Consider the following 26,469-nt stretch of genomic DNA (forward strand, 5'->3'; position numbering starts at 1 on the left):
CGAGTGCTATTCCACCGACTTGTCCGTGAATGGCGCCTTGCGGCCGCAGATGGCGGGCCAGTCCTTGGCCACGATGTTGGCGCACCAGATCTCGCCGTCGTCCTTGAACTGCTTCCACAGCTTGACGTCGAGGTCCTCGCAGTCCTTGTTCGGTGCGAAGCGCGGGCACTTGCCGTTGGGCAGCTTGATGTTGTGCGCACGCCAGGCGTCGAGGCCCATGAGGTCGGTGTCCTCGTGCGTCGGCATGTAGCGGTTGACCGACCAGGAGGCGCCCATCGTGGCGAACAGCGCGACCGCACACACCATGCCGGCCGACAGCTGACGGATCGTCCGGCGCGGGATGACCCGCGCCGACGGGGCGGCGGAGGCCGGGCGCAGGGTCCGCTCGGTCCAGCCGGAGCCCCGCTGGACCGCCGCCATCACGCCGAGGACGGCCAGGATCATCAGCGAGTACATGATGATCCAGGTGGTCCGCGGGAAGAGCTGGACCGCCTTGTCGTGCTCCATGTGCGAGGCGAACCAGAAGCGGGCGAGCCAGGCGCCCGCGAGGACCGCCGCAGCGGTACGGACCATGACGTTCCGCAGGCCCAGGCCGACTCCGAGGCCCACGCCGAGGATCAGCAGCAGCGCGAACCCGGTCTGGCCCGCCATCTCGCCGGAGACCGGCCACTGGTTGTACTTGATGTAGCCGGTCCGGTCGGAGATCCAGCCCAGGACGTAGCCGGGGTCGGCGTACACCCCGAGGTAGGCGTACCGGTCCGGGGTCTGCGATCCCAGCCGCACCATCTGGTAGAGCAGCGGGGCGCCGATGATCCCGGCGGTGACCAGCACGGACCCGACGAACAGCGCCGCCCGCTTCACCGCGGGAGCGCCGGCCCGCCACGGGAAGAGGAAGAGGAAGAGCACGGCGGCACCGGGCGCGGCCCAGACGAACCAGCCCGAGTACCAGAGGAAGAGCAGGCCGAAGACCGCGCCGAGGCGCGCGCCCCGCAGCACCAGGGACTTCGGGGTGCGGCCGGCCGACCGGCGCAGCTCGCGGAAGCAGTACCCGAGGAGCGGCAGCAGAACGATCATCACGACGTGGCTGTACGGGCGGACCGGGTCGAGGAAGAGCACGGCCGCGGGGACGGCGATCAGCAGCGCCCAGAAGGGGCGGAGCAGCAGACGCCACGACAGGTACGCCATCGGCCCGACCAGGGCGCTGCAGATGATCTGGAGGTCGTGCAGGGCGAAGCCCGCGGTGCCGAGGCCGTCGTAGCGGACCTTGGCCCACAGGGCGATCAGCGCCGGGAACGCGGGCGGGTAGATGCCCGACACGCCCTCGCCCGACAGGAACGAGTTGGCCATCTCCACCAAGACGCTCGGGTCGCCCTCCTGGCCGCCGAGCGGGTGCGGGGTGCCGCGCAGCGCGACGACGATACCGCCGGCCACCACGCCGGTGGCCAGCCCGGCCAGGGCGCCGCAGACCAGCCGCTTGACGATCCGGTGGCGCCGGTCCGAGCCCCGGTAGGCCGTGTACAGCAGCAGTCCGAGCAGCGGGAGTCCGAGGACGGCCACGTACAGCTGGAGCCTGGAGAGTCCGCTGACCTGGCCGATGCGGTTCATCGGGTTGACGCCGATGTGCCGGCTGAGCAGCGTGTAGCCGAGGGCGGCCATCACGCTGACGACCACCTCGGCCAGGATCAGCACCCACCGGCGGGAGAGCCACCCCTCGCCCCGTGAGGGGGACGGGTGGTTCGCGCCCTCCGCCGGTTCGCCAGGACGCCGGTCCGGGGCGCCGGCCTCGCCGACCGCCTCGGTGGCCAGGTGTGTCATCTCGGTCCGTTTCGTGGGGGGAGTCTGATCAGTTCTGGCCGGAGGTGAAGGCGTGCTTCGCCAGCGTGCGGGCGCCCGCCGTGTTGCCGCTGCGCAGGGCTCCGGGCAGCATCGTCAGCGCGTGCAGCCGGGAGGCGCTGTGGAAGCGCGCCGCGCGGGCCGCCTTCGGCCAGCCGCGGGCGTCCATGCGGGCGGCCACGGCGGAGAAGTAGCGCTCGGCCTCGGCGAAGCGGGTGCCGGAGAAGGCCTGTACCGACGACTCGCTGACGGCGTGCCGGCGGTACTGGAAGACGGTCGTGGAGTTGTCGATGACCATCTGCTCCCCGCCTTCGAGCAGGTCGACGACGAGCGCGAGGTCCTGGATCACCGAGTAGTCGTCGCGGAAGTTCACCTTGCGCAGCACCTCGCCGCGCCAGGCGATCGACGGGAAGTAGAGCCAGTTGCCGCGCAGCACGCTGGCGGCCAGCTCCTCGCCGCCCATCAGGCGACGGCCCTTCACCTGCGGGGCGTACAGCCGCTTCTTGGTGTTGTCGGCCAGGCCCTGGGTCACCTCGCCGGTGCCGTCGATGACCTCGACGCCGGGCTGGACCATGCCGATGCCCGGCCGCTCCTCGATGATCGAGCGGACGGTCTCCAGGTAGTGCGGGTGCAGCACGTCGTCGCAGCCCATGATGACCACGTAGTCGGCCTCGGACAGCCGCACGCACTTCTGGAAGTTCTTGGTGATGCCGAGGTTCTGCTCGTTGCGCTGGTAGTGCACGCGGTCGTCGCCGAGCGCGGCGAACCAGCCCGGTACGTCGGGCTCCTTGCCGTCGTCGATCACGACGAGGCGGAAGTCCCGGTCCGTCTGCGCCAGGACGCTGCGGACGGCGTCCTGCATCAGCTGCACGTCCCCGTAGTAGGGGAGCATGAAGTCGAAGGTCACCATGGAGCGTCAGGCCTTCACGGAGTCGGAGCCGGCGTCCGCCTTGACGTGGGCGTCGCTGCCGCCGGCGACGGGCTCGGCACCCAGACGCTCGTCGTTGTGCCGCATGCCCTCGTTGATGGCCACCGTCCGGGCGAGGTCGGTGATCTTCTTCTCCAGCGAGCGGAACCGCAGGAAGGTGTTGAGCGTGAGGAAGCCCATCGCGAGGACCATCACGTACAGCACCAGGTCGGTGCCGCGGCCGACGCCGAGCTGGTGGGCCAGCCACGTCACGTCCGTCGGGCGGAGCACCGCGTACACGTTGACGACGACGAACAGGGAGAACGCGATGCGCTTCCAGGCCCGGTTCTTCGCCTGGCTCCACGTTCGGATGAACACCAGGGCCATCGACACGGAGCCGACGATCAGGACGAGCTGGATCCAGAAGTACTTCATCGACGCCCACGCTCCCGCAGCGAAATGTCAAAGATGATGTTCACGCCGTTGATGAGGGACTGGCCCTTGGAGCGCGAGTATTCGGTGTAGAGGATGTCCACCGGCACCTCGGTGACCCGCAGGTCGGAGCCCGCCAGGAAACCGACGAGCTCGGACGCGTGCGCCATGCCGTTCATCGTGATGTTCAGCTGCTCGGCGGCCTTGCGGCTCAGGACGCGCAGACCGTTGTGCGCATCGGTGAGCTTGAGCTTGCGGGCGGTGGGGCTGACGGCGGCGGCCGTGCGCAGGACGACCTGCTTGATCCACGGCACCTGGCCGTTCTGCTCGATGAAGCGGGAGCCGAGGACCACGTCGGCCTCGTCCCGCCGCAGCACGCCGACCATCGTCTCGACGTCCTTGGTCTGGTGCTGGCCGTCGGCGTCGAAGGTCGCGAAATAGCGGGAACCCGGCTGGGAGAGCGCGTACTTCAGACCGGTCTGGAGGGCGGCGCCCTGCCCGAGGTTCACCGGGTGGCGGACCAGGTGGGCGCCAGTGGTCGCTATGTGCTCGGCCGAGTCGTCGGTGCTGCCGTCGTCGACGACGACGATGTTGGGGAACGTCTTGCGGGCCCCCTCGACCACATCGGCGATCACCTGGCCCTCGTTATAGGCCGGTATGACCAGCCAGACATCGTCGTATTGGGACACGGTAGCTCCAGCGGAATGTGGCACGTACGAGTGCACGGTGATCGGTGTGACGTCTTGGGCCGGCATGGTCATTTCCCGACCGCTCCCACGCCCGGGGCGCCGGCGTCGGTCATCTGCCGGGGTGCTTCACCGGCGGCGGCCGCGGCTCCGGGGAAGCTCAGCCTGAGGGCTGCCAGCATAGCGAGGACGGTGGCGGTCGAGCCCAGGGCGTAGGCGACGATCACGCGCACGGCCACCTCGCCCGGGATCAGGGTGATGCCCACCAGGACCGCGGTGCCGAGGGCCCAGCAGAGCAACTGCAGGTTGTGCCGCTTGAATACCATGAGCGCCTGTCCCAGGACCATCGCGAACATGTATGCCACGGTGCCTGCGGACAGCAGGAAGAAGTCGAAGTGCCCCAGTACCGGATCCTCGATGCCGAAGAGCACCTCGATGAGCCACGGGCCGAGGGCCGTGGCGGGCACGCCGCCGAGCAGGCCCAGCGCTCCGACGACCAGGGCGATCCGCCGCAGCATCGCCCAGAAGGCCGCGCGGTCGCCGGCGGTGAAGGCGGCGGTCAGACCGCTGAGCAGCGAGGCCTGGAGCGAGCCGAAGACGAAGAGCGGTACGCGTGCGAGGACTGTCGCGCTCATCAGCGCCGCGATCAGCGCGCTGTCGGACGGCGCCAGGAGCTTGGTGCTCATCACGCCGGCGTTCACGACCAGTTGGGACAGCAGGGTCGCGCAGACCAGCAGGCCGAGGCCGCCCGACAGCTCCCGCCAGGCGATCTGCTCGCCGGGACCGACCGCGCGCAGCAGTGCGGGCAGCGTCACCAGCGTCGCGACGACGGGCGCGACGGCCAGGATGAGGCTGAAGGCCAGCGCCGAGTGCAGTCCGAAGAGGGCGCACCCGAAGGCGAGCGCGATCCGCAGCCCGCCGTCGACGGCGAGCTGGGTGCCGTACGCCCCGAAGCGGCCGAGGCCCGCCAGCACACCTCGGGTGAGGTAGCAGACGGCCATGCCGGTGAAGGCGCCGCCGAGCGCGGCCACCAGGGCACGGTCCCCGTGGAACAGCAGGTCGGCGATGGGGCCGGCGGCGAGGACGAGGACCAGCAGGGTCGCGCCGAGGATCCCGCCGGTGAGCAGGGTGGCGCGGCGCAGCACCGGAGCGGCGCCGTGGCCCAGGACCGCCCGGGCGGAGACGATCCGGGTGAGCTCCTGCTCCAGGGGGAAGAAGATGCCGATGCCGAGGGACATCACGATCGTCCACAGCACCGAGACGTTGGCATATCCCGCATCGGACAGGCTGTGCCCGGCCACGCCCAGGTGGACGTAGGAGGCGGCGCCGAGCACGACGGTGCCGCCGGCCACCGCGACGGTGCCCGGCGGCAGCGCCGCGGTCAGCTTGTTCAGCAGGGTCTTCATCCCGTGCGGCCGTCCCGGGCCGCCTTCGCGAGTGCGGCGAAGCCGGGGGTGGCCAGCGCCTGGGCCAGCTGTTCGCGCCAGTCGGGCAGCGGGTCCAGTCCGGCCTCTTCCTTCCACGCGTCGTGCGCGAGCACGCTGAAGGCGGGGCGGACGGCGGGGCGGACGAACGCCTCCGAGGTGGTCGGCCGGATCCGCTCGGGGTCCAGACCGCTCAGCCGGTAGGTCTCGCGGGCCAGTCCCATCCAGGTGGTCCGGCCGCTCGCGGTGCCGTGGTAGATCCCGCCCATGGCCCAGCCCTTGAGGGCGGCCCGGCCGAGGTCGACCAGGTGGCGGGCCAGCGCGTAGGACCACGTGGGCTGTCCGTGCTGGTCGTCGACCACGTCGAGGGTGTCGCGCTGGGCGGCCAGCTTCAGCATGGTGGCGACGAAGTTCGGCCCGTGCTCGCCGTACAGCCAGGCGGTCCGTACGACGTAGCCGTCCTGCGGCAGCAGTTCGGTGACGGCCTGCTCGCCGACCAGCTTGGAACGCCCGTAGGCGTTGACCGGGCCGGTCTCGGCGTCCTCGCGGTACGGCTCCGAGGCGTCGCCGGGCAGCACGTAGTCGGTGGAGACGTGGATCAGGCGCACGTGGGCGGCGGCGCACGCCTCGGCGAGGACGCGCACGGCGGTGCCGTTGACGGCGGTCGCGGCCTCCTCGGCGGTCTCGGCCCCGTCGACGTCCGTCCAGGCGGCGCAGTTCACGACCACGGTGGCACCCTCGACCGCGGCCCGGACGGCTGCCGGGTCGGTGATGTCGAGGTCGGCGCGGCGCAGGCCCACGGCCTCGATCCCGGCGCGCTTCAGGACGGTCAGGACGTCCTGGCCGAGCATCCCGCCGGCGCCGGTGACGAGCCAGCGCCCGTCCGACGAGTTGGTGCTCACTTCTGCAGGGCCGCCTTCGCCTTCAGCGGCTCCCACCAGGCGCGGTTCTCGCGGTACCAGTCGATGGTGGCCTTGATGCCGGCCTCGAAGGTGACCTGCGGCACGTAGCCCAGCTCGGCGCCGATCTTGCTGATGTCGATGGAGTAGCGCAGGTCGTGGCCCTTGCGGTCCTCGACGTGCTCGACCATGTCCCAGCCCAGACCCGCGGCCTCCAGCAGGACGCCGGTGAGCTCCTTGTTGGTCAGCTCGGTGCCGCCGCCGATGTTGTAGACCTCGCCGGCGCGGCCCTTGCGCATGGCCAGGTCGATGCCGCGGCAGTGGTCGGAGACGTGCAGCCAGTCGCGGACGTTGCCGCCGTTGCCGTACAGCGGGACCTTCTTGCCGTCCATCAGGTTCGAGACGAACAGCGGGATGACCTTCTCCGGGAACTGGTAGTGCCCGTAGTTGTTGGAGCAGCGGGTGACCACCACGTCCATGCCGTGCGTGCGCGCGTAGGCCAGCGCCAGCAGGTCGGAGGACGCCTTGGAGGCGGAGTACGGGGAGTTGGGCACCAGCGGCCACTCCTCGGTCCAGGAGCCCTCGCTGATCGAGCCGTAGACCTCGTCCGTGGAGATGTGGACGAAGCGGCCGACGCCGTGCTTGCGGGCGGCGTCCAGCAGGACCTGGGTGCCGACGACGTTCGTCATGACGAAGGGGCCCGCGCCGGCGATGGACCGGTCCACGTGCGACTCGGCGGCGAAGTGCACGACCACGTCGTGGCCGGCCATCACCTGGTCGACGGCCTCGGCGTCGCAGATGTCGCCCTGGACGAAGCGGTATCCGGAGTGGTCGGCGACCGGGGCGAGGTTGGCCTCGACGCCCGAGTAGGTCAGCTTGTCGAAGACGGTGATCTGCGCCGTGGCGTCTGCACCGAGCTGCTGGCGGACGAATTCTGAACCGATGAAGCCGGCGCCGCCGGTCACGAGGATGCGCATAATACGAAGAGTCTAGCCGCCTGCCGAACGTCACACGCCGGACGGTCGGACCGCCCCGGCCCTCTCGCATAGGGTTCACCCATGCGTGGAATCCTTTTGGCCGGTGGCACCGGATCGCGACTCTGGCCGCTGACTCGGGCCGTCTCGAAGCAGCTGCTGCCCGTCTTCGACAAGCCGATGATCTACTACCCGCTCTCCACCCTGGTGATGGCGGGCATCAGCGAGATCCTGATCATCACCACCCCTGAAGACCGTGACCAGTTCGAGCGCCTGCTCGGCGACGGTTCGCAGTTCGGACTGCGGCTGGAGTACGCCGTCCAGGAGCGCCCGGAGGGCATCGCCCAGGCATTCGTGCTCGGCGCCGACTTCATCGGCGACGAGTCCGTCGCGCTGATCCTCGGCGACAACATCTTCCACGGCAGTGGCCTCGGAACCCGCCTCGCCCAGCACGCCGACGCCAAGGGCGGCCGCGTGTTCGCGTACCCGGTGGCGGACCCGACCGCCTACGGCGTGGTGGAGTTCGACGAGAAGGGCCAGGCCATCTCCATCGAGGAGAAGCCGGTCAAGCCCAAGTCCCGCTACGCGGTGCCGGGTCTGTACTTCTACGACAACCAGGTCGTGGAGATAGCCAAGGGCCTCAAGCCCAGCGCCCGCGGCGAGCTGGAGATCACCGCCGTCAACGACGCGTACCTCCAGGCCGGCGAGCTCAACGTCACGATCCTGGACCGCGGTACCGCCTGGCTCGACACCGGCACCTTCGTCTCGATGGTCCAGGCCTCCGAGTTCGTCCGCGTGATCGAGGAGCGTCAGGGCTTCAAGATCGGCTGCATCGAGGAGGCGGCCTGGCGGGCCGGCCTCATCGACTCGGCCCAGCTGCGCGCGCTCGCCGAGCCGCTGACCAAGAGCGGTTACGGCACCTACCTCCTGGCCCTGCTCGACGAGGAGGAGGCCAAGTGAAGTTCCGCGAGCTCTCCATCGCCGGCGCCTTCGAGGTGACCCCGCAGCTGCACGGCGACCCGCGCGGCCTGTTCACCGAGTGGTACCGCTTCGACCGCCTGGCGGAGGTCGTCGGCCACCCGCTGAACCTGGCACAGGCGAACCTCTCCGTCTCCGCCGCCGGCGTGGTCCGCGGCATCCACTTCGCCGACGTGCCGCGCGGCCAGGCCAAGTACGTGACCTGCGTGCGCGGCGCCGTGCTCGACGTCATCGTGGACCTCCGGGTGGGCTCCCCCACCTTCGGCAAGTGGGAGGGCGTCCGCCTCGACGACGTCGACCGCCGCGCCGTCTACATCCCCGAGGGCCTCGGCCACGGCTTCTGCGCCCTGAGCGACGACGCGACCCTGTCGTACCTCTGCTCGGAGACGTACAACCCGACCGGCGAACACTCGGTGCACCCGCTCGACCCGGACCTGGGCATCGAGTGGCCGGCCGACGTCCCGCAGCTGTCCGCGCGCGACGAGGCCGCCCCTTCGCTGGCCGAGGCCATCGCGACCGGACTGCTGCCCGACCACGCCGCCTGCATCGAGTTCACCGAGTCCCTGCGCGTGAACTGACGCACCGCCCCCGCACGCAAGAAGGGCCGCACCCCGCGACGGGGGTGCGGCCCTTCTTGCGTGTACGCCGTGGCGGGCGGACCGGCAACGCCGAAGGGCCCCGCCCCACCGCCGAAGCGATGGGCCGGGGCCCTCCAGTGCAACTTGGTGCCCGGTCAACGGGCTACCAGGTCAGAACACGAATTACTTCGTGATCTTGGTGACCTGGCCGGCGCCCACGGTACGACCACCCTCACGGATGGCGAACTTCAGGCCCTCCTCCATGGCGACCGGCTGGATCAGCGCGACCGACATCTCGGTGTTGTCGCCCGGCATGACCATCTCCGTGCCGGCCGGCAGGGTGACGACACCCGTGACGTCCGTGGTACGGAAGTAGAACTGCGGACGGTAGTTGTTGAAGAACGGGGTGTGACGGCCACCCTCGTCCTTCGACAGGATGTAGGCCTGGGCCTCGAACTCGGTGTGCGGGGTGACCGAACCGGGCTTGATGATGACCTGGCCGCGCTCGACGTCCTCGCGCTTGATGCCACGGAGGAGCAGACCGACGTTCTCGCCGGCCTGGCCCTCGTCGAGCAGCTTGCGGAACATCTCGATACCGGTGACCGTGGTGGTGGTCTTCTCTTCCTTGATACCGATGATGTCGACGGTCTCGTTGACCTTCAGGACACCACGCTCGATACGGCCGGTGACGACCGTACCGCGACCGGTGATCGTGAAGACGTCCTCGACGGGCATGAGGAACGGCTTCTCGGTGTCACGCGGCGGGGTCGGGATGGCCTCGTCGACGGCGGACATGAGGCCGAGAAGCTTCTCGCCCCACTCCTTGTCGCCCTCGAGCGCCTTCAGCGCGGAGACGCGGACGACCGGCAGGTCGTCGCCCGGGAACTCGTACTCGGAGAGCAGCTCACGGACCTCGAGCTCGACGAGCTCCAGGATCTCCTCGTCGTCCACCATGTCGGCCTTGTTCAGGGCGACGACGATGTAGGGGACGCCGACCTGGCGGGCCAGGAGCACGTGCTCCTTGGTCTGCGGCATCGGGCCGTCGGTGGCGGCGACCACGAGGATCGCGCCGTCCATCTGCGCGGCACCGGTGATCATGTTCTTGATGTAGTCCGCGTGACCCGGGCAGTCGACGTGGGCGTAGTGACGCGCCTCGGTCTGGTACTCGACGTGCGCGATGGAGATGGTGATACCGCGCTGGCGCTCCTCAGGAGCCTTGTCGATCTGGTCGAAGGCCGAGGCCTCGTTCAGGTCCGGGTACGCGTCGTGCAGCACCTTGGTAATGGCGGCCGTGAGGGTCGTCTTACCGTGGTCAATGTGACCGATGGTGCCGATGTTGACGTGCGGCTTAGTCCGCTCGAACTTCGCCTTCGCCACGGGGGTCCTCCTGGAGAGTGGTTCTGTACGCCTTACAGATCGGCGCCAGGTGATCTTTGCTGGAAAGCCGGCCGGTCCCCGGGGCAACGGGAGTGGCTCCTGTTGCCCCAGAGGCTGCCGGTGACAAGCCTAAAGCGTGTACTCCGAAGAGTTACTCGCCCTTGGCCTTCGCGATGATCTCCTCGGCGACGTTCCGGGGAACCTCGGCGTAGGAGTCGAACTGCATCGAGTAGCTGGCGCGACCCGAGGTCTTGCTGCGGAGGTCGCCGACGTAGCCGAACATCTCCGACAGGGGCACGAGGCCCTTGACGATCTTGGCTCCGTGACGGTCCTCCATGGCCTGAATCTGGCCACGGCGGGAGTTGATGTCACCGATGACATCGCCCATGGACTCCTCGGGCGTGGTGACCTCAACGGCCATCATCGGCTCGAGCAGAACGGGCGAAGCCTTGCGCGCGGCCTCCTTGAAGGCCTGCGAACCGGCGATCTTGAAGGCGAGCTCGGAGGAGTCGACCTCGTGGTAGCCACCGTCGAGAAGCGTGACGCGAACGCCCGTCATCTCGTAGCCGGCCAGGATGCCGAACTGCATGGCCTCCTGCGCACCCGCGTCCACCGAAGGGATGTACTCCTTCGGCACACGACCGCCGGTGACCTTGTTCACGAACTCGTACGCCGGGCCGTCGGCCTCGGTGATGGGCTCGATCGCGATCTGCACCTTGGCGAACTGACCGGTACCACCGGTCTGCTTCTTGTGGGTGTAGTCGTGACGCTCGACGGCCTTGCGGATCGTCTCACGGTACGCGACCTGCGGCTTGCCGACGTTGGCCTCGACCTTGAACTCGCGCTTCATACGGTCGACCAGCACCTCGAGGTGCAGCTCGCCCATACCGCCGAGGATGGTCTGACCCGTCTCCTCGTCCGAGTGAACGTGGAAGGAGGGGTCCTCCTCCGCGAGACGCTGGATGGCGACACCCAGCTTCTCCTGGTCACCCTTGGACTTGGGCTCGATGGCGACCTGGATGACCGGAGCCGGGAAGTCCATGGACTCCAGGATCACGGGCTGCTTGTCGTCGCACAGCGTCTCACCGGTGGTGGTCTGCTTCAGGCCCATCACGGCGACGATGTCGCCGGCGCCCACCGAGTCGATCTCCTCACGCTTGTTCGCGTGCATGCGGTAGATCTTGCCGATGCGCTCCTTCTTGCCCTTGACGGAGTTCAGCACCGCAGTGCCGGCCTCCAGGCGGCCCGAGTAAACCCGGACGAAGGTGAGCTTGCCGAGGTGCGGGTCGCTCATGATCTTGAAGGCGAGCGCGGCGAGGGGCTCCTCGTCGGACGGCTTGCGCTTCACGACCTTCTCGGCGTCGCGGACGTCGTGGCCCTCGATGGCCTCGATGTCCAGCGGCGACGGCAGGTAGCGGACGACGGCGTCGAGCAGGGGCTGGACACCCTTGTTCTTGAACGCCGTGCCACAGAACACCGCGGTGATCGTGGGCTCGCCCTTGCCCTTGCCGGAGCCGAGGATGATCCGACGGACGGCGGCGTGCAGCTGCTCCTCGGTCGGCTCGTCGCCGTTGAGGAAGAGCTCCATGATCTCGTCGTCGTTCTCGGCGACGGTCTCGACCAGCTTGCCGCGCCACTCTTCAGCGGTCTCGGTGTGGCTGGCCGGGATGTCGACGATGTCGTACATCTCGCCCTTGGTCGCCTCGGCGGACCAGACGAGCGCCTTCATGCGGACGAGGTCGACGACACCCTGGAAGTCGGCCTCGGCACCGATCGGGAGCTGCATGACGATCGGAACCGCACCGAGGCGGTCCTTGATCATGTCGACGCAGCGGTGGAACTCGGCGCCGGTGCGGTCGAGCTTGTTGACGAAGCAGATGCGCGGGACGCCGTAGCGGTCCGCCTGACGCCAAACGGTCTCGGACTGCGGCTCCACGCCGGCCACACCGTCGAAGACGGTGACGGCGCCGTCGAGGACGCGGAGCGAACGCTCCACCTCGACGGTGAAGTCGACGTGACCCGGGGTGTCGATGATGTTGATCGTGTGGTCAACATCTTCGAGCGGCCAGTGGCAGGTGGTGGCGGCAGACGTGATGGTGATACCACGCTCCTGCTCCTGCTCCATCCAGTCCATCGTGGCGGCGCCGTCGTGGACCTCACCGATCTTGTACGACACACCGGTGTAGAACAGGATGCGCTCGGTGGTGGTCGTCTTGCCCGCGTCGATGTGGGCCATGATCCCGATGTTGCGGACCTTGGCCAGGTCAAGCGAAGTGGTAGCCATAAGGCTTCGGTCTTCTCTCGGTCTCGATGTGGGGTGGGACTACCAGCGGTAGTGCGCGAAGGCCTTGTTGGACTCGGCCATCTTGTGCGTGTCCTCGCGCTTCTTGACGGCAGCGCCAAGACCGTTGGAGGCGTCGAGCAGCTCGTTCATGAGGCGCTCGGTCATGGTCTTCTCACGACGGGCGCGGGAGTAGCCAACGAGCCAGCGGAGGGCCAGGGTCGACTGGCGACCCGGCTTGACCTCGACGGGGACCTGGTAGGTCGCGCCACCGACACGGCGGGACTTGACCTCGAGGGACGGCTTGACGTTCTCCAGCGCGCGCTTCAGCGTGATGACCGGGTCGTTGCCGGTCTTCTCGCGGAGGCCTTCCATGGCGCCGTAGACGATGCGCTCGGCGGTGGAGCGCTTGCCGTTCAGGAGGATCTTGTTGATGAGCGAGGTCACCAGAGGAGATGCGTAGACCGGGTCGATGATGACCGGGCGCTTCGGGGCGGGGCCCTTACGAGGCATTCTTACTTCTCCTTCTTGGCGCCGTAGCGGCTGCGGGCCTGCTTGCGGTTCTTGACAGCCTGGGTGTCAAGCGCACCGCGGATGATCTTGTAACGAACACCCGGCAGGTCCTTCACACGGCCACCACGCACGAGCACGATCGAGTGCTCCTGCAGGTTGTGTCCCTCACCCGGAATGTAAGCGGTGACCTCGATGCCGGAGGTCAGACGCACACGCGCGACCTTACGGAGCGCCGAGTTCGGCTTCTTCGGGGTGGTCGTGAACACACGCGTGCAGACGCCGCGACGCTGGGGCGAGGCCTCGAGCGCGGGAGTCTTTGTCTTCTCGACCTTGTCCTGCCGGCCCTTACGGACCAGCTGCTGGATCGTAGGCACTACTTCTCCGGTTTCTGTGTGCCGTGTAGTGAAGCTAACCTGGAACTTTGCCGACCCACGCGGTCGGGTGTGTCGGATCCTGCCCACTTCCACCGAGGCGGAGAGAGGCGCGGATCGCGGTGTGGTCTTCTCGGCTCACCGCGGGTCTGAAGCGCGCGCGGGAGCCCAGGGCACACCCCAGGCACAAGGTCAGAGCGTACCTACCTCATTGAGGTAGGTCAAAACAAATGCCCAGCACGAGAACCCGCCGCGCGCAAGCGGGACGGGGGCCGTTCGGCCCGGCGGCCCGCCCCGGCGCCCTAAACTGACAGCTTGCCCGGGCGCTGGGCGCCCGCGAGTCGATCAGCAGGGAGCAGCACATTGGGGACCGTGGCACCCGAGCCGACCACAGTCGATGCCCGGCCCCCCGCACCGGAGCGCCCGTCGGTGGTCCGCCGGTCCGTCCGCCGCTCCACCCGCCTGCGCGGCCCCCTGCTGGCCTTCCTCCTGACCGCGGCCGCCTTCTGCGCGGCCTGGGTGGCGCGCGGCACGTTCCCCTTCGGCAACACCGGACGCGCCCTCAACGACCAGGCGAACCAGTACGTCCCCTTCCACCGGGCGCTCTGGGACCTGGTGCACGGGCAGGCCGCCGGCGACCTGTTCTTCACCTGGCGCGGCGGCTTCGGACAGCAGTTCCTGTCCGACTACTACACCTACCTCGGCAACCCGTTCTCCTGGCTGGCCGTCCTCGGCCCGCGCGCCCACGTCGACCTCGCCGTCTTCGCGGTCACCCCGGTCACGATGGGCACCGCCGCCGCCGTGATGACGGTGTACCTCGGCAAACTGCACGCCGGCCCGTGGTGGCAGCGGGGCGTGCTCGGGGCGACCTACGGCCTGTGCGGCTGGGCGCTCAGCGACGCCTCGTACATCCCGATGTGGCTCTGGGGCCTGGTCGCCCTCCCGATGCTCGGCATCGCCGTCGAGTGGTGCCTGGAGGGCCGCCGCTGGCCGGGAGCGGCCCTGCTGGTCGCGCTCGCCTGGTTCGGGAACTTCTACACGGCGATGATGGCCACGATGGCCGCCTGCGTCCTGCTGGCGATCCGTCTGGCCACCCGCGACACGACGGCCCGCGAGCGGCTGCTGGCCCTGTGGCGGGCCGCGACGGCCGCCGGGACCGGCATCCTGCTCACGCTCCCGCTGCTGCTGCCGTCGTTCCTGTCGAGCGGCGCCGCGCAGCCCACCAAGGCCGCCGCCTTCGACCCCGTACGGATCGAGGTCTTCTTCGCGGGCATGCTGCCGGCCACCCACCTGTGGGGCGGCCGCCCCCGGCTGTACGTGGCCTCGCTCGGCCTGATCCTGGCCGGCTCCTTCCTGCTCAACACCGCCGTCGCGCGCCGCACCCGTCTGGTGTGGGCGGCCGCCACCGCGCTGGTCCTGGCCTCCTTCCAGTTCCCGCCCACGCAGTACGTGTGGCACGGGCTGGCGGTGCCGAACGGCAACCCGTACCGCGAGACCTTCGTCTTCAGCGGGATGGTGGTGGTGCTGGCCTGGCTGGCGCTGGCCAACCGGCCGCGCCCGCGGCACCTGGCCCTGATGGCCGCCCTGCTGGTCGCGGCCGCCTTCGTACTGCGCCACACCGACGACTTCGGCGGCTGGACCTGGCCGGCGGTGCTCGGCGGCGGGGGCGTCTCGCTGCTGGCGCTCGTCCTGCTGCGGCTCGGCGAGAAGCGCCGTTTCCTGGTCCCGGTCGCCGCCGTGCTGATGATCGGCGTCGTCCTCGCGGAGTCCGCCGTGGCCGCGGCCGGCGCCGACGCCCGCCGGGCCCGCGAGCGCTGGGCCAAGCCGATCCCCACCTCGAACCAGTCGATCGCCCGGCACTTCGACGCCGTCCGCGGGGTCGAGGACTGGCCGGCGTACCGGACCGACTCGGGCGCGCCGCAGACCGCGTACAACGACGCGCTGGCGCTCCGCGCGGAGGGGCCGCAGTACTACAGCAGCTACCTCCCGGAGGCCACGTACCGGGCGCTGGAGCCCCTCGGGTACGGCTTCAAGAACGACGGCCGGACCTTCTTCGGCGCCGACAACCCGGTGCTCGACGCGATCTTCTCGATCGGTGCGCGGGTCCGCCCGGGGACCGACCCGGGCAGCTGGACGGCCGAGCGGTTCCCGGCGCCCCCGCTGGTCACCGTCCGCACCGGCCCGTACGCCTCCCCGAACCCGGCGGACAGCGTTTACGCCCGCCAGGAGACCGTCCTGGGCGCCACCGTGTACGAGGTCCCGCAGGTCACCCGCGGCGGCGGCCCCGAGGTCCAGACGTACGCGGCCCAGTGCCGGCCCGGCTCCGAGGCCTACTGGTACTCCCCCGCCCTGTACGGCTCCCTCCACTCCGGCGCCACCGACAAGCCGCTGGAGGACGAGATGACCGGGGTGACCCCGATCGGCCCCGTCCCGGCCTCCGGCAAGGTCGAGGTCACCGTGCGGACCCGTACGCAGGGCGCCGACGCGGGCGCCCACCCGCTGGGCTGCCTGGACCGCGCGGCCCTCGCCGCGTCCGTCGACCGGCTGAAGGCCACCGGCGCCACCGCGGTCGAGGTCGGCGGCCACTCCCTCCGGGCCGTCCTCCCCGCGGACACGCGGGGCACGGCGGTCGTCGCCACCACCGCGGTCCCCGGCTGGAGCTGCTCGGCCCCCGTCAAGCCCTTCCACGGCCTCCTGGCCGTGGACCTCCCCCCGGGCACGACCGAGATCTCCTGCACCTTCACCCCGAAGGGCTTCACGGCCGGCCTGGCCGGCGCCGCCCTGGCCCTCCTGGCCCTGGCCGCGGTCCCCATGGCCACCCGGCTGCGCCGCCGCCGCTGACCCGCGGTCGGCTCCCCCCGCGGGAAACGAAAAGGCCCCCCGCCGCTCCTCTCGGAGCGGCGGGGGGCTTCTTCTTACGAGCTCTTAGCCGTTGTAGGGGCCGTAGTCGTAGTCCTCCAGCGGGACAGCCTGGCCGGAGCCGGTGCCGAAGGGCGAGTAGTCGATGTCGTCGTAGCCGACGGCCGAGTACATCGCGGCCTTCGCCTCCTCGGTGGGCTCCACCCGGATGTTGCGGTAGCGGGCGAGGCCCGTACCGGCCGGGATGAGCTTACCGATGATGACGTTCTCCTTGAGGCCGATCAGGGAGTCGGACTTGGCGTTGATCGCCGCGTCCGTCAGGACCCTGGTCGTCTCCTGGAAGGACGCCGCCGACAGCCACGACTCGGTCGCGAGCGAGGCCTTGGTGATACCCATCAGCTGCGGACGGCCGGAGGCGGGGTGACCGCCCTCGGTGACCACACGACGGTTCTCGGTCTCGAACTTCGACCGCTCGACCAGCTCGCCCGGCAGGAGCTCCGCGTCGCCGGACTCGATGATCGTCACGCGGCGCAGCATCTGCCGGATGATGATCTCGATGTGCTTGTCGTGGATCGACACGCCCTGCGAGTTGTAGACCTTCTGGACTTCGCCGACCAGGTGGACCTGGACGGCACGCTGGCCGAGGATGCGCAGCACGTCGTGCGGGTTGGTGGCACCCATGGTGAGCTTCTGGCCCACCTCGACGTGGTCGCCCTCGTGCACGATGACCTTGGCGCGCTTCGAGATCGGGAACGCCGTCTCGTCGCTGCCGTCGTCGGGCGTGATGACGATCTTCTTCGTCTTCTCGGTCTCCTCGATCCGCACGCGGCCGGCGGCCTCGGAGATCGGGGCGACACCCTTCGGGGTACGGGCCTCGAAGAGCTCAACGACACGCGGCAGACCCTGCGTGATGTCGTCACCGGCCACACCACCGGTGTGGAAGGTACGCATCGTCAGCTGGGTACCGGGCTCACCGATGGACTGGGCGGCGATGATGCCGACCGCCTCACCGATGTCGACCAGCTTGCCGGTGGCCAGCGAGCGGCCGTAGCAGAAGGCACAGGTGCCGACCGCGGACTCACAGGTCAGGACCGAGCGGGTCTTGACCTCCTCGACGCCGTTGGCGACCAGGGCGTCGATGAGCACGTCACCGAGGTCGACGTTGGCCGGCGCGATGACCTTGCCGTCGATGACGACGTCCTCGGCCAGCATGCGGGCGTAGATCGAGGTCTCGACGTCGTCGGCCTTGCGCAACACGCCGTCCTCGCCGCGAACGGCGATCTTCAGCTTCAGGCCGCGCTCGGTGCCGCAGTCCTCCTCGCGGATGATCACGTCCTGCGAGACGTCCACCAGACGACGGGTCAGGTAACCCGAGTCGGCGGTACGCAGGGCGGTGTCCGCCAGACCCTTACGGGCACCGTGCGTGGAGATGAAGTACTCCAGAACGGTGAGGCCCTCACGGAAGGACGCCTTGATCGGACGCGGGATGGTCTCGTTCTTCGCGTTCGACACCAGACCACGCATACCGGCGATCTGTCGCATCTGCATCATGTTTCCTCGGGCACCCGAGTCAACCATCATGAAGATGGGGTTCGTCTTGGGGAAGTTCGCGTTCATCGCCTCGGCAACCTCGTTGGTCGCCTTGGTCCAGATCGCGATGAGCTCCTGCGTGCGCTCGTCCTTGGTGATCAGACCGCGCTCGTACTGCTTCTGGACCTTCTCGTCCTGCGCCTCGTAGCCCGCGACGATGGCCTTCTTGGCCTCGGGCACGACGACGTCGGAGATGGCCACGGTGACGCCCGAACGGGTCGCCCAGTGGAAGCCGGCCGCCTTCAGGTTGTCGAGCGTCGCCGCCACGATGACCTTGGGGTAGCGCTCCGCCAGGTCGTTGACGATCTCGGAGAGCTGCTTCTTGCCCACCGAGTAGTCGACGAACGGGTAGTCCTCGGGCAGCAGCTCGTTGAAGAGCGCGCGGCCCAGGGTGGTGCGCAGGCGGAAGCTGTCGCCCGGCTGGAACTCCTGCTCGCCCTCCTCGGCGACCGGCGGCACCCAGCCGCGCGGCGGGATGGTGCCCACCGGGAAGCGGATGTCGACGGACGACTGCAGCGCGAGCTCGCCGGCGTCGAACGCCATGGTCGCCTCGGCCGTGGAGCCGAACGCGCGGCCCTCGCCCTTGGTGTCACGGAGCTCACCGTCGGTGGTCAGGAAGAACAGACCCAGGACCATGTCCTGCGTCGGCATCGTGACCGGACGGCCGTCGGCCGGCTTGAGGATGTTGTTCGAGGACAGCATCAGGATGCGTGCCTCGGCCTGCGCCTCCGCGGAGAGCGGCAGGTGCACGGCCATCTGGTCACCGTCGAAGTCCGCGTTGAACGCGGTGCAGACGAGCGGGTGGATCTGGATGGCCTTGCCTTCGACCAGCTGGGGCTCGAAGGCCTGGATGCCGAGGCGGTGCAGCGTGGGCGCACGGTTCAGCAGGACCGGGTGCTCGGCGATGACCTCTTCGAGCACGTCGTAGACGACCGTGCGGCCGCGCTCGACCATGCGCTTCGCCGACTTGATGTTCTGCGCGTGGTTCAGGTCGACCAGGCGCTTCATCACGAACGGCTTGAAGAGCTCCAGCGCCATGGCCTTGGGCAGACCACACTGGTGCAGCTTCAGCTGCGGGCCGACGACGATCACGGAACGCGCGGAGTAGTCCACGCGCTTACCGAGAAGGTTCTGACGGAATCGACCCTGCTTGCCCTTCAGCATGTCGCTGAGGGACTTCAGCGGACGGTTGCCGGGGCCCGTCACCGGGCGGCCGCGACGACCGTTGTCGAAGAGGGCGTCCACGGCCTCCTGGAGCATGCGCTTCTCGTTGTTCACGATGATCTCGGGGGCACCGAGGTCGAGAAGGCGCTTCAGGCGGTTGTTGCGGTTGATCACGCGGCGGTACAGGTCGTTCAGGTCGGAGGTCGCGAAGCGGCCACCGTCCAGCTGCACCATCGGACGCAGGTCCGGCGGGATGACCGGGACGCAGTCCAGAACCATGCCCTTGGGCTTGTTGCTGGTCTGCAGGAACGCGGAGACGACCTTGAGGCGCTTGAGCGCACGGGTCTTCTTCTGGCCCTTGCCGGTGCGGATGATCTCGCGGAGGCGCTCGGCCTCCTCCTCCAGGTCGAAGGACTCGAGACGCTTCTGCAGCGCGGCGGCGCCCATGCAGCCGTCGAAGTACGTGCCGAAGCGGTCACGCAGCTCGCGGTAGAGCAGCTCGTCGCCCTCGAGGTCCTGGACCTTGAGGTTCTTGAAGCGGGCCCACACCTCGTCGAGGCGGTCGATCTCGCGCTGGGCGCGGTCACGGAGCTGCTTCATCTCGCGCTCGGCACCCTCGCGCACCTTGCGGCGCACGTCGGCCTTCGCGCCCTCGGCCTCGAGCTCGGCCAGGTCGGACTCGAGCTTCTTGGCACGGCCTTCGAGGTCGGCGTCGCGGCGGTTCTCGATCTGCTGGCGCTCGACGGAGACGTGGGCCTCCAGCGACGGCAGGTCGCGCTGGCGGCGCTCGTCGTCGACGAACGTGATCATGTACGCGGCGAAGTAGATGACCTTTTCGAGGTCCTTCGGCGCGAGGTCCAGCAGGTAGCCCAGGCGCGACGGGACGCCCTTGAAATACCAGATGTGGGTAACGGGAGCGGCAAGCTCGATGTGGCCCATCCGCTCACGGCGCACCTTGGCGCGCGTGACTTCGACGCCACAGCGCTCACAGATGATGCCCTTGAAGCGGACACGCTTGTACTTGCCGCAGTAGCACTCCCAGTCCCGGGTCGGACCGAAGATCTTCTCGCAGAAGAGTCCGTCCTTCTCGGGCTTGAGGGTGCGGTAGTTGATGGTCTCCGGCTTCTTGACCTCGCCGTGCGACCAGGTTCGGATGTCGTCCGCGGTGGCAAGGCCGATCCGCAGCTCGTCGAAGAAGTTGACGTCGAGCACTGTGCGTCAATCCCTCTTTCGGGGTCGTGTCTCTTGATCAGTGGTCTGAACGGTCCCGGGGATGACGGGGGGCTCTGTTCGTGAGCCCCCCGTCAGGCCCGTCAGACCTCTTCGACGCTGCTCGGCTCGCGCCGGGACAGGTCGATACCGAGCTCCTCCGCCGCGCGGAAGACGTCCTCGTCGGTGTCGCGCATCTCGATGGACATGCCGTCCGAGGACAGCACCTCCACGTTGAGGCAGAGCGACTGCATTTCCTTGATGAGCACCTTGAAGGACTCGGGAATGCCCGGCTCGGGGATGTTCTCGCCCTTGACGATGGCCTCGTAGACCTTCACGCGGCCGGTGACGTCGTCGGACTTGATGGTCAGCAGTTCCTGGAGGGCGTAGGCGGCGCCGTAAGCCTCGAGCGCCCACACCTCCATCTCACCGAATCGCTGGCCACCGAACTGTGCCTTACCACCCAGCGGCTGCTGCGTGATCATCGAGTACGGACCGGTCGAACGGGCGTGGAGCTTGTCGTCGACCAGGTGGTGGAGCTTGAGGATGTACATGTACCCGACCGAGATCGGGTCCGGGAACGGCTCGCCGGAGCGGCCGTCGAACAGGCGCGCCTTGCCGGACGGGAGGACCAGGCGGTCACCGTCGCGGTTCGGGATGGTGTGCTCGAACAGGCCGGCGAGCTCGTCCTCGCGGGCGCCGTCGAACACGGGGGTGGCGACGTTGGTGCCGGGCTCGACGCGGTCGGCGCCGATGGCCTTCAGTCGCTCGGCCCACTCCTCACCCAGACCGGAGACGTCCCAGCCGCGGCTGGCGAGCCAGCCGAGGTGGATCTCCAGGACCTGTCCCGGGTTCATTCGGGACGGGACACCCAGCGGGTTCAGGATGATGTCGACCGGGGTGCCGTCCTCCAGGAACGGCATGTCCTCGATCGGGAGGATCTTGGAGATGACACCCTTGTTGCCGTGACGGCCGGCGAGCTTGTCACCGTCGGTGATCTTGCGCTTCTGGGCGACGTAGACGCGGACCAGCTGGTTCACGCCCGGAGGAAGCTCGTCGCCCTCCTCGCGGTCGAAGACGCGGACACCGATGACCTTGCCGATCTCACCGTGGGGGACCTTGAGCGAGGTGTCACGCACCTCGCGGGCCTTCTCACCGAAGATCGCGCGGAGCAGACGCTCCTCCGGGGTCAGCTCGGTCTCACCCTTGGGCGTGACCTTGCCGACCAGGATGTCGCCGGCGACGACGTCCGCACCGATGCGGATGATGCCGCGCTCGTCGAGGTCCGCGAGGACCTCCTCGGAGACGTTCGGGATGTCCCGGGTGATCTCCTCGGGGCCGAGCTTGGTGTCACGGGCGTCGACCTCGTGCTCCTCGATGTGGATCGAGGAGAGGACGTCGTCCTGCACGAGGCGCTGCGACAGGATGATCGCGTCCTCGTAGTTGTGGCCTTCCCACGGCATGAACGCGACGAGCAGGTTCTTGCCGAGGGCCATCTCGCCCTCTTCGGTCGCCGGTCCGTCGGCGAGGACCTGGGACTCGACGATCCGGTCACCCTCGTTGACGATGACCTTCTGGTTGACCGAGGTGCCCTGGTTCGAGCGGGAGAACTTGGCGACGCGGTACGTGGTGTACGTGCCGTCGTCGTTGGCGACGGTGATGTAGTCGGCCGAGACCTCCTGGACGACACCGTCCTTCTCCGCACGGATCGAGTCGCCGGCGTCGACCGCACAGCGGTACTCCATGCCGGTGCCGACGAGCGGGGCCTCCGCCTTGATGAGCGGAACGGCCTGGCGCATCATGTTCGCGCCCATGAGGGCGCGGTTGGCGTCGTCGTGCTCCAGGAAGGGGATCATCGCGGTCGCGACGGACACCATCTGGCGCGGGGAGACGTCCATGTAGTCGACGTCGCCGCCGGCGATGTAGTCGATCTCGCCGCCACGACGGCGGACCAGGACGCGGTTCTCGGTGAAGCGCATGTCCTCGGACAGGGCCGCGTTGGCCTGCGCGATGACGAAGCGGTCTTCCTCGTCGGCCGTCAGGTAGTCGACCTCGTCGGTGACGACGCCGTCGATGACCTTGCGGTACGGGGTCTCGACGAAACCGAACGCGTTGACGCGGCCGTAGGACGCGAGCGAGCCGATGAGACCGATGTTCGGGCCTTCGGGGGTCTCGATCGGGCACATGCGGCCGTAGTGCGACGGGTGGACGTCTCGGACCTCGAAGCCGGCCCGCTCACGGGACAGACCGCCGGGGCCCAGCGCCGACAGGCGGCGCTTGTGGGTCAGGCCCGAGAGCGGGTTGTTCTGGTCCATGAACTGCGACAGCTGGCTGGTGCCGAAGAACTCCTTGATGGAGGCGACGACCGGCCGGATGTTGATCAGGGTCTGCGGCGTGATCGCCTCGACGTCCTGGGTGGTCATGCGCTCGCGCACGACGCGCTCCATACGAGCCAGACCCGTGCGGACCTGGTTCTGGATGAGCTCGCCGACGTTGCGCAGACGACGGTTGCCGAAGTGGTCGATGTCGTCGGTCTCGACCACGATCGAACGGCCGGACTCGCCGATCGTCTCGGTCTCGCCGGCGTGCAGCTTGACCAGGTACTTGATCGTGGCGATGACGTCGTCGGTAGTGAGCACGCCGGCGTCGAGCGGCTCGTCGGCGCCGAGCTTCTTGTTCACCTTGTAGCGGCCGACCTTGGCGAGGTCGTAGCGCTTCGGGTTGAAGTAGAGGTTCTCGAGCAGCGTCTGAGCGGCCTCACGGGTCGGCGGCTCGCCCGGGCGCAGCTTGCGGTAGATGTCGAGCAGCGCGTCGTCCTGACCCTGGGTGTGGTCCTTCTCCAGGGTGGCGCGCATGGACTCGTACTCGCCGAACTCCTCGAGGATCTGCTCGGTGGTCCAGCCGAGAGCCTTCAGGAGGACGGTGACGGACTGCTTGCGCTTGCGGTCGATGCGGACGCCGACCATGTCGCGCTTGTCGATCTCCATCTCCAGCCAGGCACCCCGGGACGGGATGATCTTGGCGGAGAAGATGTCCTTGTCGGACGTCTTGTCGATGGAGGAGTCGAAGTAGACACCAGGGGAACGGACAAGCTGCGACACGACGACACGCTCGGTGCCGTTGATGACGAAGGTGCCCTTGTTGGTCATGAGCGGGAAGTCGCCCATGAAGACCGTCTGAGACTTGATCTCTCCGGTCTCGTTGTTCGTGAACTCGGCAGTGACGAACAGCGGAGCCGCGTACGTGAAGTCGCGCTCCTTGCACTCGTCGACGGAGTTCTTCGCCGGCTCGAAACGGTGGTCGCGGAAGGTCAGCGACATCGACCCGGAGAAGTCCTCGATCGGCGAGATCTCCTCGAAGATCTCTTCCAGACCGGACTTGGTGGGGACGTCCTGTCCACTCTCAAGCGCCGACTCGACGCGAGACTTCCAGGCGGCGTTGCCGAGAAGCCAGTCAAAGCTCTCGGTCTGCAGCGCCAGGAGGTTCGGAACCTCGAGGGGCTCCTTGATCTTTGCAAAGGAGATGCGCAGCGGGGCGGTGCTGGCACCGTTGTTCGTATTGGTCGAGGCGTTGCGCGAGGCGGCCAAGAGGGGGTCCTTCCGAGGGCTCGGACTCACTACGCGCGTACCGGTCCCAGCAGACACAGAAGACAGGCCCCCCGATTCCGGCCCAAAAGGCCAGGTCAGGGCAGATCAATCAAGTGTGCTCAAGCGTGGGCATGTCCCTGGCGACGGGCAGGGGACAGCTAACAGGCAGCGCAAAGGGTCAGTGTAGCCACTTGGCTCACTGATGTCCAGACCAGGTTTCCGGAAACCGGCAACAGGCCTTCCCCATGTCGATCAACCCTGCATCCAACGCTGCCGCTCTCGTGCACAGAGCGCGTATCAGTACTGCCCTCTTCGTAGTCGATCCATGCCTCGGATCTCGGATCGAGGCGGCCGACCTCTCGACGGGTCTGAGAATTGCGCGCCGCAACCCGTTCGTCAAGGCCCCCTGCTCCGAGCGGATCATCTCCGGACCCTACGTCGGGGCAACGATGATCACCCTACTCCCCAACGAGACCAGGGCAAGTCAGGCACTGCGAATACGCCAAAGGGCGACCACCCTTACGGGTGATCGCCCTCGGCTGAGGCCTCAGGAAGGCCTCAGAGGTGTTACTTGACCTCGACGGCCGCACCGGCGCCCTTGAGGGCCTCGGCGGCCTTCTCGGCGGCGTCCTTGGCAACCTTCTCGAGGACCGGCTTCGGGGCGCCGTCCACGAGGTCCTTGGCCTCCTTCAGACCCAGGGAGGTCAGCTCGCGCACGACCTTGATGACCTGGATCTTCTTGTCGCCGGCACCGGTGAGGATGACGTCGAACTCGTCCTTCTCCTCCTCGGCCTCGACAACGGCACCCGGGCCGGCCGGGCCGGCAACGGCGACGGCCGCGGCGGCGGTGACGTCGAACTTCTCCTCGAAGGCCTTCACGAACTCGGAGAGCTCGATGAGGGTCATCTCCTCGAACTGGGCGAGGAGGTCGTCCTGAGAGAGCTTCGCCATGATGGGCGATCCTTCCACTAATTCGGCAGGTGCCGATGTGTCTATAGAGGCGGGCGTAACGGCCCGCTACGACCCGCGCACTAGGCGGCGCGGATCAATGCGCGAGCCGAATTACTCGGCACCGCCCTGCTCGGCGAGCTTGACGCGAAGCGCTTCCGCGGTGCGGACGAACTTCGACGGCAGCGCCTGGAAGAGCGAGGCAGCCTGGGACTGCTTGCCCTTGAACGCGCCGGCCAGCTTGCTGAGCAGAACCTCGCGGGACTCGAGGTCCGCAAGCTTCTTGATGTCATCGGCGGAGAGCGCCTTACCATCAAGGACACCCGCCTTGATGATCAGGTTGGGGTTGTCCTTGGCGAAGTCACGCAGGCTCTTCGCCGACTCCACCGGGTCACCGGTGATGAAGGCGACCGCGGTCGGACCAGCGAAGTGCTCGTCCAGCGCGGTGATCCCGGCCTGGTTGGCCGCAATCTTGGTCAGCGTGTTCTTCACCACGGCGTACTGGGCGTTCTCACCAAGGGAGCGACGCAGCGTCTTGAGCTGCGCGACGGTGAGACCCCGGTACTCGGTCAGCACGGCGGCGTTGGAGCTCTGGAACGCGTCCTTGAGCTCGGCCACCGATGCAGCCTTGTTGGGCGTCGGCATGGTGCGTTCGCCTCCTTCCGGGTGATGAGGACCGCTCAGAAGGGGCTGAAAGACGAAACGCCCCGGCGCAGGCGCCAGGGCGTGGCTCAACCGGAACGAATTCCGGGAACCTTCCACAGTCACCTGCGCGGGTCGTCCGCATCCAGCGGATCCTTCGGCCACCGCACCCTTGCGGGCACGGCAACGACCAGCGGTCTTTGGCTTCCGGGGAAGACTACGTGAAGGGTTCCGGTCGAGGCAAATCGGTCAGCGGCGCAGGCCGGGCAGCCCGGCGTCCCGCAGCGTCTTGTCGGCCTCTTCCAGGTCCTTGTCGGCCTGCGCGAGGTCCTTGTCGACCTGTTCGAGGTCGGCGTCGACGCCCTTCATCACGGCGTCGAAGGTGACGACCTGGTCGGCCGGCGGGGGCTGGACGGCGGGGGCCCTGCCGAAGTCGGAGAACTTCGCCGTGGTCTTCGACGTGCCCTTGTCGTCCGTGCTGGAGCTGTCGACGCGGACCGGGTAGCCGTCCGCGCCGATCCAGAGGTCCACCTCGAAGGCGGTGATGTGCTTCACGGACTCGCGGAGGTACTGGCGGTTCTTCTCCTCCATGGCCTTGGTGGACTCGTCCGCCTGGAGCAGGTCCGCGTTGGTGAAGCTGCCCTTGTAGTGCTGGGCGTCGACGCCGTCGCTCTTCTCGGCCCCGACGTGCGTGAGCTTCTGCTGGCCGAGCAGCATGGCGAGGTACTCGGCCGGGTCCTCGTTCAGCCGGACCCCCGGCTTGCCGTCCTTGGAGAGGTCCATCTGCATCCAGGTCTTGCCCTTGAGGGGCTTGTCCAGCTGGGTGTAGACGGTGTCGCCCATCATGATCGAGCGGCTGTCGGGCTCGCCGCCGCCCTTGAGGACCACGTCGTGGCCGGACGGGTACCAGCCCTTCGTGCCGGACTGGGAGCTGGCCTTGCCGTCCTTCTCGACGGTGGACAGCTCCGCCTTGGCGAACTTGGCGGCCACCGTCTTCAGGTAGGAGGCCTTCACGGCCTCCACCGGGTCGTGCGCCTTGGCGTCGGCCCCCTTGCCCCCGTCGGCCCCGCCGCAGGCCGTGAGGCCGCCCACGAGAAGTGCGGCACCGGCCATCGTCACGCCGGCCCGGGTCCGGACAGCGCTGTTCATCTGGTTCTCCCCCATGAATGGTCGCTGCGCGCCGCGCCGCCGCGGTGGAGCGGCGGCGCGACGTCACT

19 protein-coding genes are annotated in these 26,469 nt (G+C 68.3%); 3 read left to right on the top strand and 16 right to left on the bottom strand.

Annotation, left to right across the window (positions count from 1 at the left end; genetic code table 11):
* Nucleotides 1-6: 6 nt before the first annotated feature.
* The 7 genes from OHA91_RS15825 to rfbB form a co-directional block, all read right to left on the bottom strand.
* Nucleotides 7-1,815, bottom strand: coding sequence for a chromate transporter (locus OHA91_RS15825; RefSeq protein ID WP_031152727.1), 1,809 nt, complete (start codon nt 1,813-1,815; stop codon nt 7-9).
* 28 nt (nt 1,816-1,843) lie between these two features.
* A complete protein-coding gene (locus OHA91_RS15830; RefSeq protein WP_031152725.1) occupies nt 1,844-2,743 on the bottom strand; it encodes a glycosyltransferase family 2 protein in 900 nt (299 codons plus the stop codon).
* A 6-nt stretch (nt 2,744-2,749) separates the two neighbouring features.
* Nucleotides 2,750-3,175, bottom strand: a complete 426-nt coding sequence (locus OHA91_RS15835; RefSeq protein ID WP_031152722.1) for a DUF2304 domain-containing protein — start codon at nt 3,173-3,175, stop codon at nt 2,750-2,752.
* Nucleotides 3,172-3,861: a glycosyltransferase family 2 protein gene (locus OHA91_RS15840; RefSeq protein WP_030842670.1), complete on the bottom strand. Its 690-nt coding sequence runs from the start codon at nt 3,859-3,861 to the stop codon at nt 3,172-3,174. Before OHA91_RS15840 ends, OHA91_RS15835 begins: the two co-directional genes overlap by 4 nt.
* A 68-nt stretch (nt 3,862-3,929) precedes the next feature.
* Nucleotides 3,930-5,264 carry a lipopolysaccharide biosynthesis protein gene (locus OHA91_RS15845; protein ID WP_209441513.1) on the bottom strand — a complete coding sequence of 445 codons (1,335 nt, stop codon included), beginning with the start codon at nt 5,262-5,264 and terminating at the stop codon, nt 3,930-3,932.
* Entirely contained in the window at nt 5,261-6,133 is an 873-nt protein-coding gene (rfbD, locus tag OHA91_RS15850) for a dTDP-4-dehydrorhamnose reductase (protein WP_328741141.1), read from the bottom strand. Before rfbD ends, OHA91_RS15845 begins: the two co-directional genes overlap by 4 nt.
* Before the next feature lie 47 nt (nt 6,134-6,180).
* A complete protein-coding gene (gene rfbB, locus OHA91_RS15855) occupies nt 6,181-7,158 on the bottom strand; it encodes a dTDP-glucose 4,6-dehydratase (RefSeq protein WP_031152715.1) in 978 nt (325 codons plus the stop codon).
* 81 nt (nt 7,159-7,239) lie between these two features.
* On the opposite strand from rfbB, the gene rfbA reads away from it, so the two are divergent.
* Nucleotides 7,240-8,115 carry a glucose-1-phosphate thymidylyltransferase RfbA gene (gene rfbA / locus OHA91_RS15860; protein WP_328739518.1) on the top strand — a complete coding sequence of 292 codons (876 nt, stop codon included), beginning with the start codon at nt 7,240-7,242 and terminating at the stop codon, nt 8,113-8,115.
* On the top strand, nt 8,112-8,711 hold the full coding sequence (gene rfbC / locus OHA91_RS15865; RefSeq protein WP_031152712.1) for a dTDP-4-dehydrorhamnose 3,5-epimerase: 600 nt from the start codon (nt 8,112-8,114) through the stop codon (nt 8,709-8,711). The genes rfbA and rfbC overlap by 4 nt, the downstream gene beginning before the upstream one ends.
* Before the next feature lie 183 nt (nt 8,712-8,894).
* Here rfbC and tuf read toward each other — a convergent pair whose 3' ends face one another.
* The 4 genes from tuf to rpsL form a co-directional block, all read right to left on the bottom strand.
* The gene (gene tuf / locus OHA91_RS15870) at nt 8,895-10,088 is read right to left on the bottom strand and encodes an elongation factor Tu (RefSeq protein WP_030653602.1); all 1,194 of its coding nucleotides are present in this window, start codon (nt 10,086-10,088) and stop codon (nt 8,895-8,897) included.
* Between the two features lie 151 nt (nt 10,089-10,239).
* The gene (gene fusA, locus OHA91_RS15875; RefSeq protein WP_031152710.1) at nt 10,240-12,372 is read right to left on the bottom strand and encodes an elongation factor G; all 2,133 of its coding nucleotides are present in this window, start codon (nt 12,370-12,372) and stop codon (nt 10,240-10,242) included.
* 39 nt (nt 12,373-12,411) lie between these two features.
* The gene (rpsG, locus tag OHA91_RS15880; protein WP_007265894.1) at nt 12,412-12,882 is read right to left on the bottom strand and encodes a 30S ribosomal protein S7; all 471 of its coding nucleotides are present in this window, start codon (nt 12,880-12,882) and stop codon (nt 12,412-12,414) included.
* 2 nt (nt 12,883-12,884) lie between these two features.
* The gene (gene rpsL / locus OHA91_RS15885; RefSeq protein WP_007265893.1) at nt 12,885-13,256 is read right to left on the bottom strand and encodes a 30S ribosomal protein S12; all 372 of its coding nucleotides are present in this window, start codon (nt 13,254-13,256) and stop codon (nt 12,885-12,887) included.
* Between the two features lie 369 nt (nt 13,257-13,625).
* Here rpsL and OHA91_RS15890 point away from each other — a divergent pair, with 369 nt between their 5' ends.
* Entirely contained in the window at nt 13,626-16,094 is a 2,469-nt protein-coding gene (locus OHA91_RS15890) for a YfhO family protein (protein ID WP_328739519.1), read from the top strand.
* An 84-nt stretch (nt 16,095-16,178) separates the two neighbouring features.
* On the opposite strand, the gene OHA91_RS15895 is transcribed toward OHA91_RS15890, so the two are convergent.
* From OHA91_RS15895 to OHA91_RS15915, 5 genes are all read right to left on the bottom strand, one after another.
* Nucleotides 16,179-20,078, bottom strand: a complete 3,900-nt coding sequence (locus tag OHA91_RS15895; RefSeq protein WP_030653599.1) for a DNA-directed RNA polymerase subunit beta' — start codon at nt 20,076-20,078, stop codon at nt 16,179-16,181.
* A gap of 101 nt (nt 20,079-20,179) precedes the next feature.
* A complete protein-coding gene (gene rpoB, locus OHA91_RS15900; protein WP_030026653.1) occupies nt 20,180-23,662 on the bottom strand; it encodes a DNA-directed RNA polymerase subunit beta in 3,483 nt (1,160 codons plus the stop codon).
* Nucleotides 23,663-24,229: 567 nt separating this feature from the next.
* Nucleotides 24,230-24,613, bottom strand: a complete 384-nt coding sequence (gene rplL / locus OHA91_RS15905; RefSeq protein WP_031152699.1) for a 50S ribosomal protein L7/L12 — start codon at nt 24,611-24,613, stop codon at nt 24,230-24,232.
* Nucleotides 24,614-24,724: 111 nt separating this feature from the next.
* Nucleotides 24,725-25,255, bottom strand: coding sequence for a 50S ribosomal protein L10 (gene rplJ, locus OHA91_RS15910; protein WP_030653597.1), 531 nt, complete (start codon nt 25,253-25,255; stop codon nt 24,725-24,727).
* A gap of 246 nt (nt 25,256-25,501) precedes the next feature.
* On the bottom strand, nt 25,502-26,401 hold the full coding sequence (locus OHA91_RS15915; protein ID WP_328739520.1) for a hypothetical protein: 900 nt from the start codon (nt 26,399-26,401) through the stop codon (nt 25,502-25,504).
* Nucleotides 26,402-26,469: the final 68 nt, after the last annotated feature.

The sequence above is a fragment of the Streptomyces erythrochromogenes genome, from assembly GCF_036170895.1.
Taxonomy (GTDB): Bacteria; Actinomycetota; Actinomycetes; order Streptomycetales; family Streptomycetaceae; genus Streptomyces; species Streptomyces erythrochromogenes.

Coding starts and splice junctions, on each gene's coding strand:
- OHA91_RS15835 (WP_031152722.1), bottom strand. CDS start 3,175: ATGAAGTACTTCTGGATCCAGCTCGTCCTGATCGTCGGCTCCGTGTCG.
- rplL (WP_031152699.1), bottom strand. CDS start 24,613: ATGGCGAAGCTCTCTCAGGACGACCTCCTCGCCCAGTTCGAGGAGATG.
- OHA91_RS15845 (WP_209441513.1), bottom strand. CDS start 5,264: ATGAAGACCCTGCTGAACAAGCTGACCGCGGCGCTGCCGCCGGGCACC.
- OHA91_RS15825 (WP_031152727.1), bottom strand. CDS start 1,815: ATGACACACCTGGCCACCGAGGCGGTCGGCGAGGCCGGCGCCCCGGAC.
- rplJ (WP_030653597.1), bottom strand. CDS start 25,255: ATGCCGACGCCCAACAAGGCTGCATCGGTGGCCGAGCTCAAGGACGCG.
- fusA (WP_031152710.1), bottom strand. CDS start 12,372: ATGGCTACCACTTCGCTTGACCTGGCCAAGGTCCGCAACATCGGGATC.
- rfbD (WP_328741141.1), bottom strand. CDS start 6,133: ATGCTCGGCCAGGACGTCCTGACCGTCCTGAAGCGCGCCGGGATCGAG.
- OHA91_RS15915 (WP_328739520.1), bottom strand. CDS start 26,401: ATGAACAGCGCTGTCCGGACCCGGGCCGGCGTGACGATGGCCGGTGCC.
- OHA91_RS15830 (WP_031152725.1), bottom strand. CDS start 2,743: ATGGTGACCTTCGACTTCATGCTCCCCTACTACGGGGACGTGCAGCTG.
- rfbA (WP_328739518.1), top strand. CDS start 7,240: ATGCGTGGAATCCTTTTGGCCGGTGGCACCGGATCGCGACTCTGGCCG.
- rpsG (WP_007265894.1), bottom strand. CDS start 12,882: ATGCCTCGTAAGGGCCCCGCCCCGAAGCGCCCGGTCATCATCGACCCG.
- rfbB (WP_031152715.1), bottom strand. CDS start 7,158: ATGCGCATCCTCGTGACCGGCGGCGCCGGCTTCATCGGTTCAGAATTC.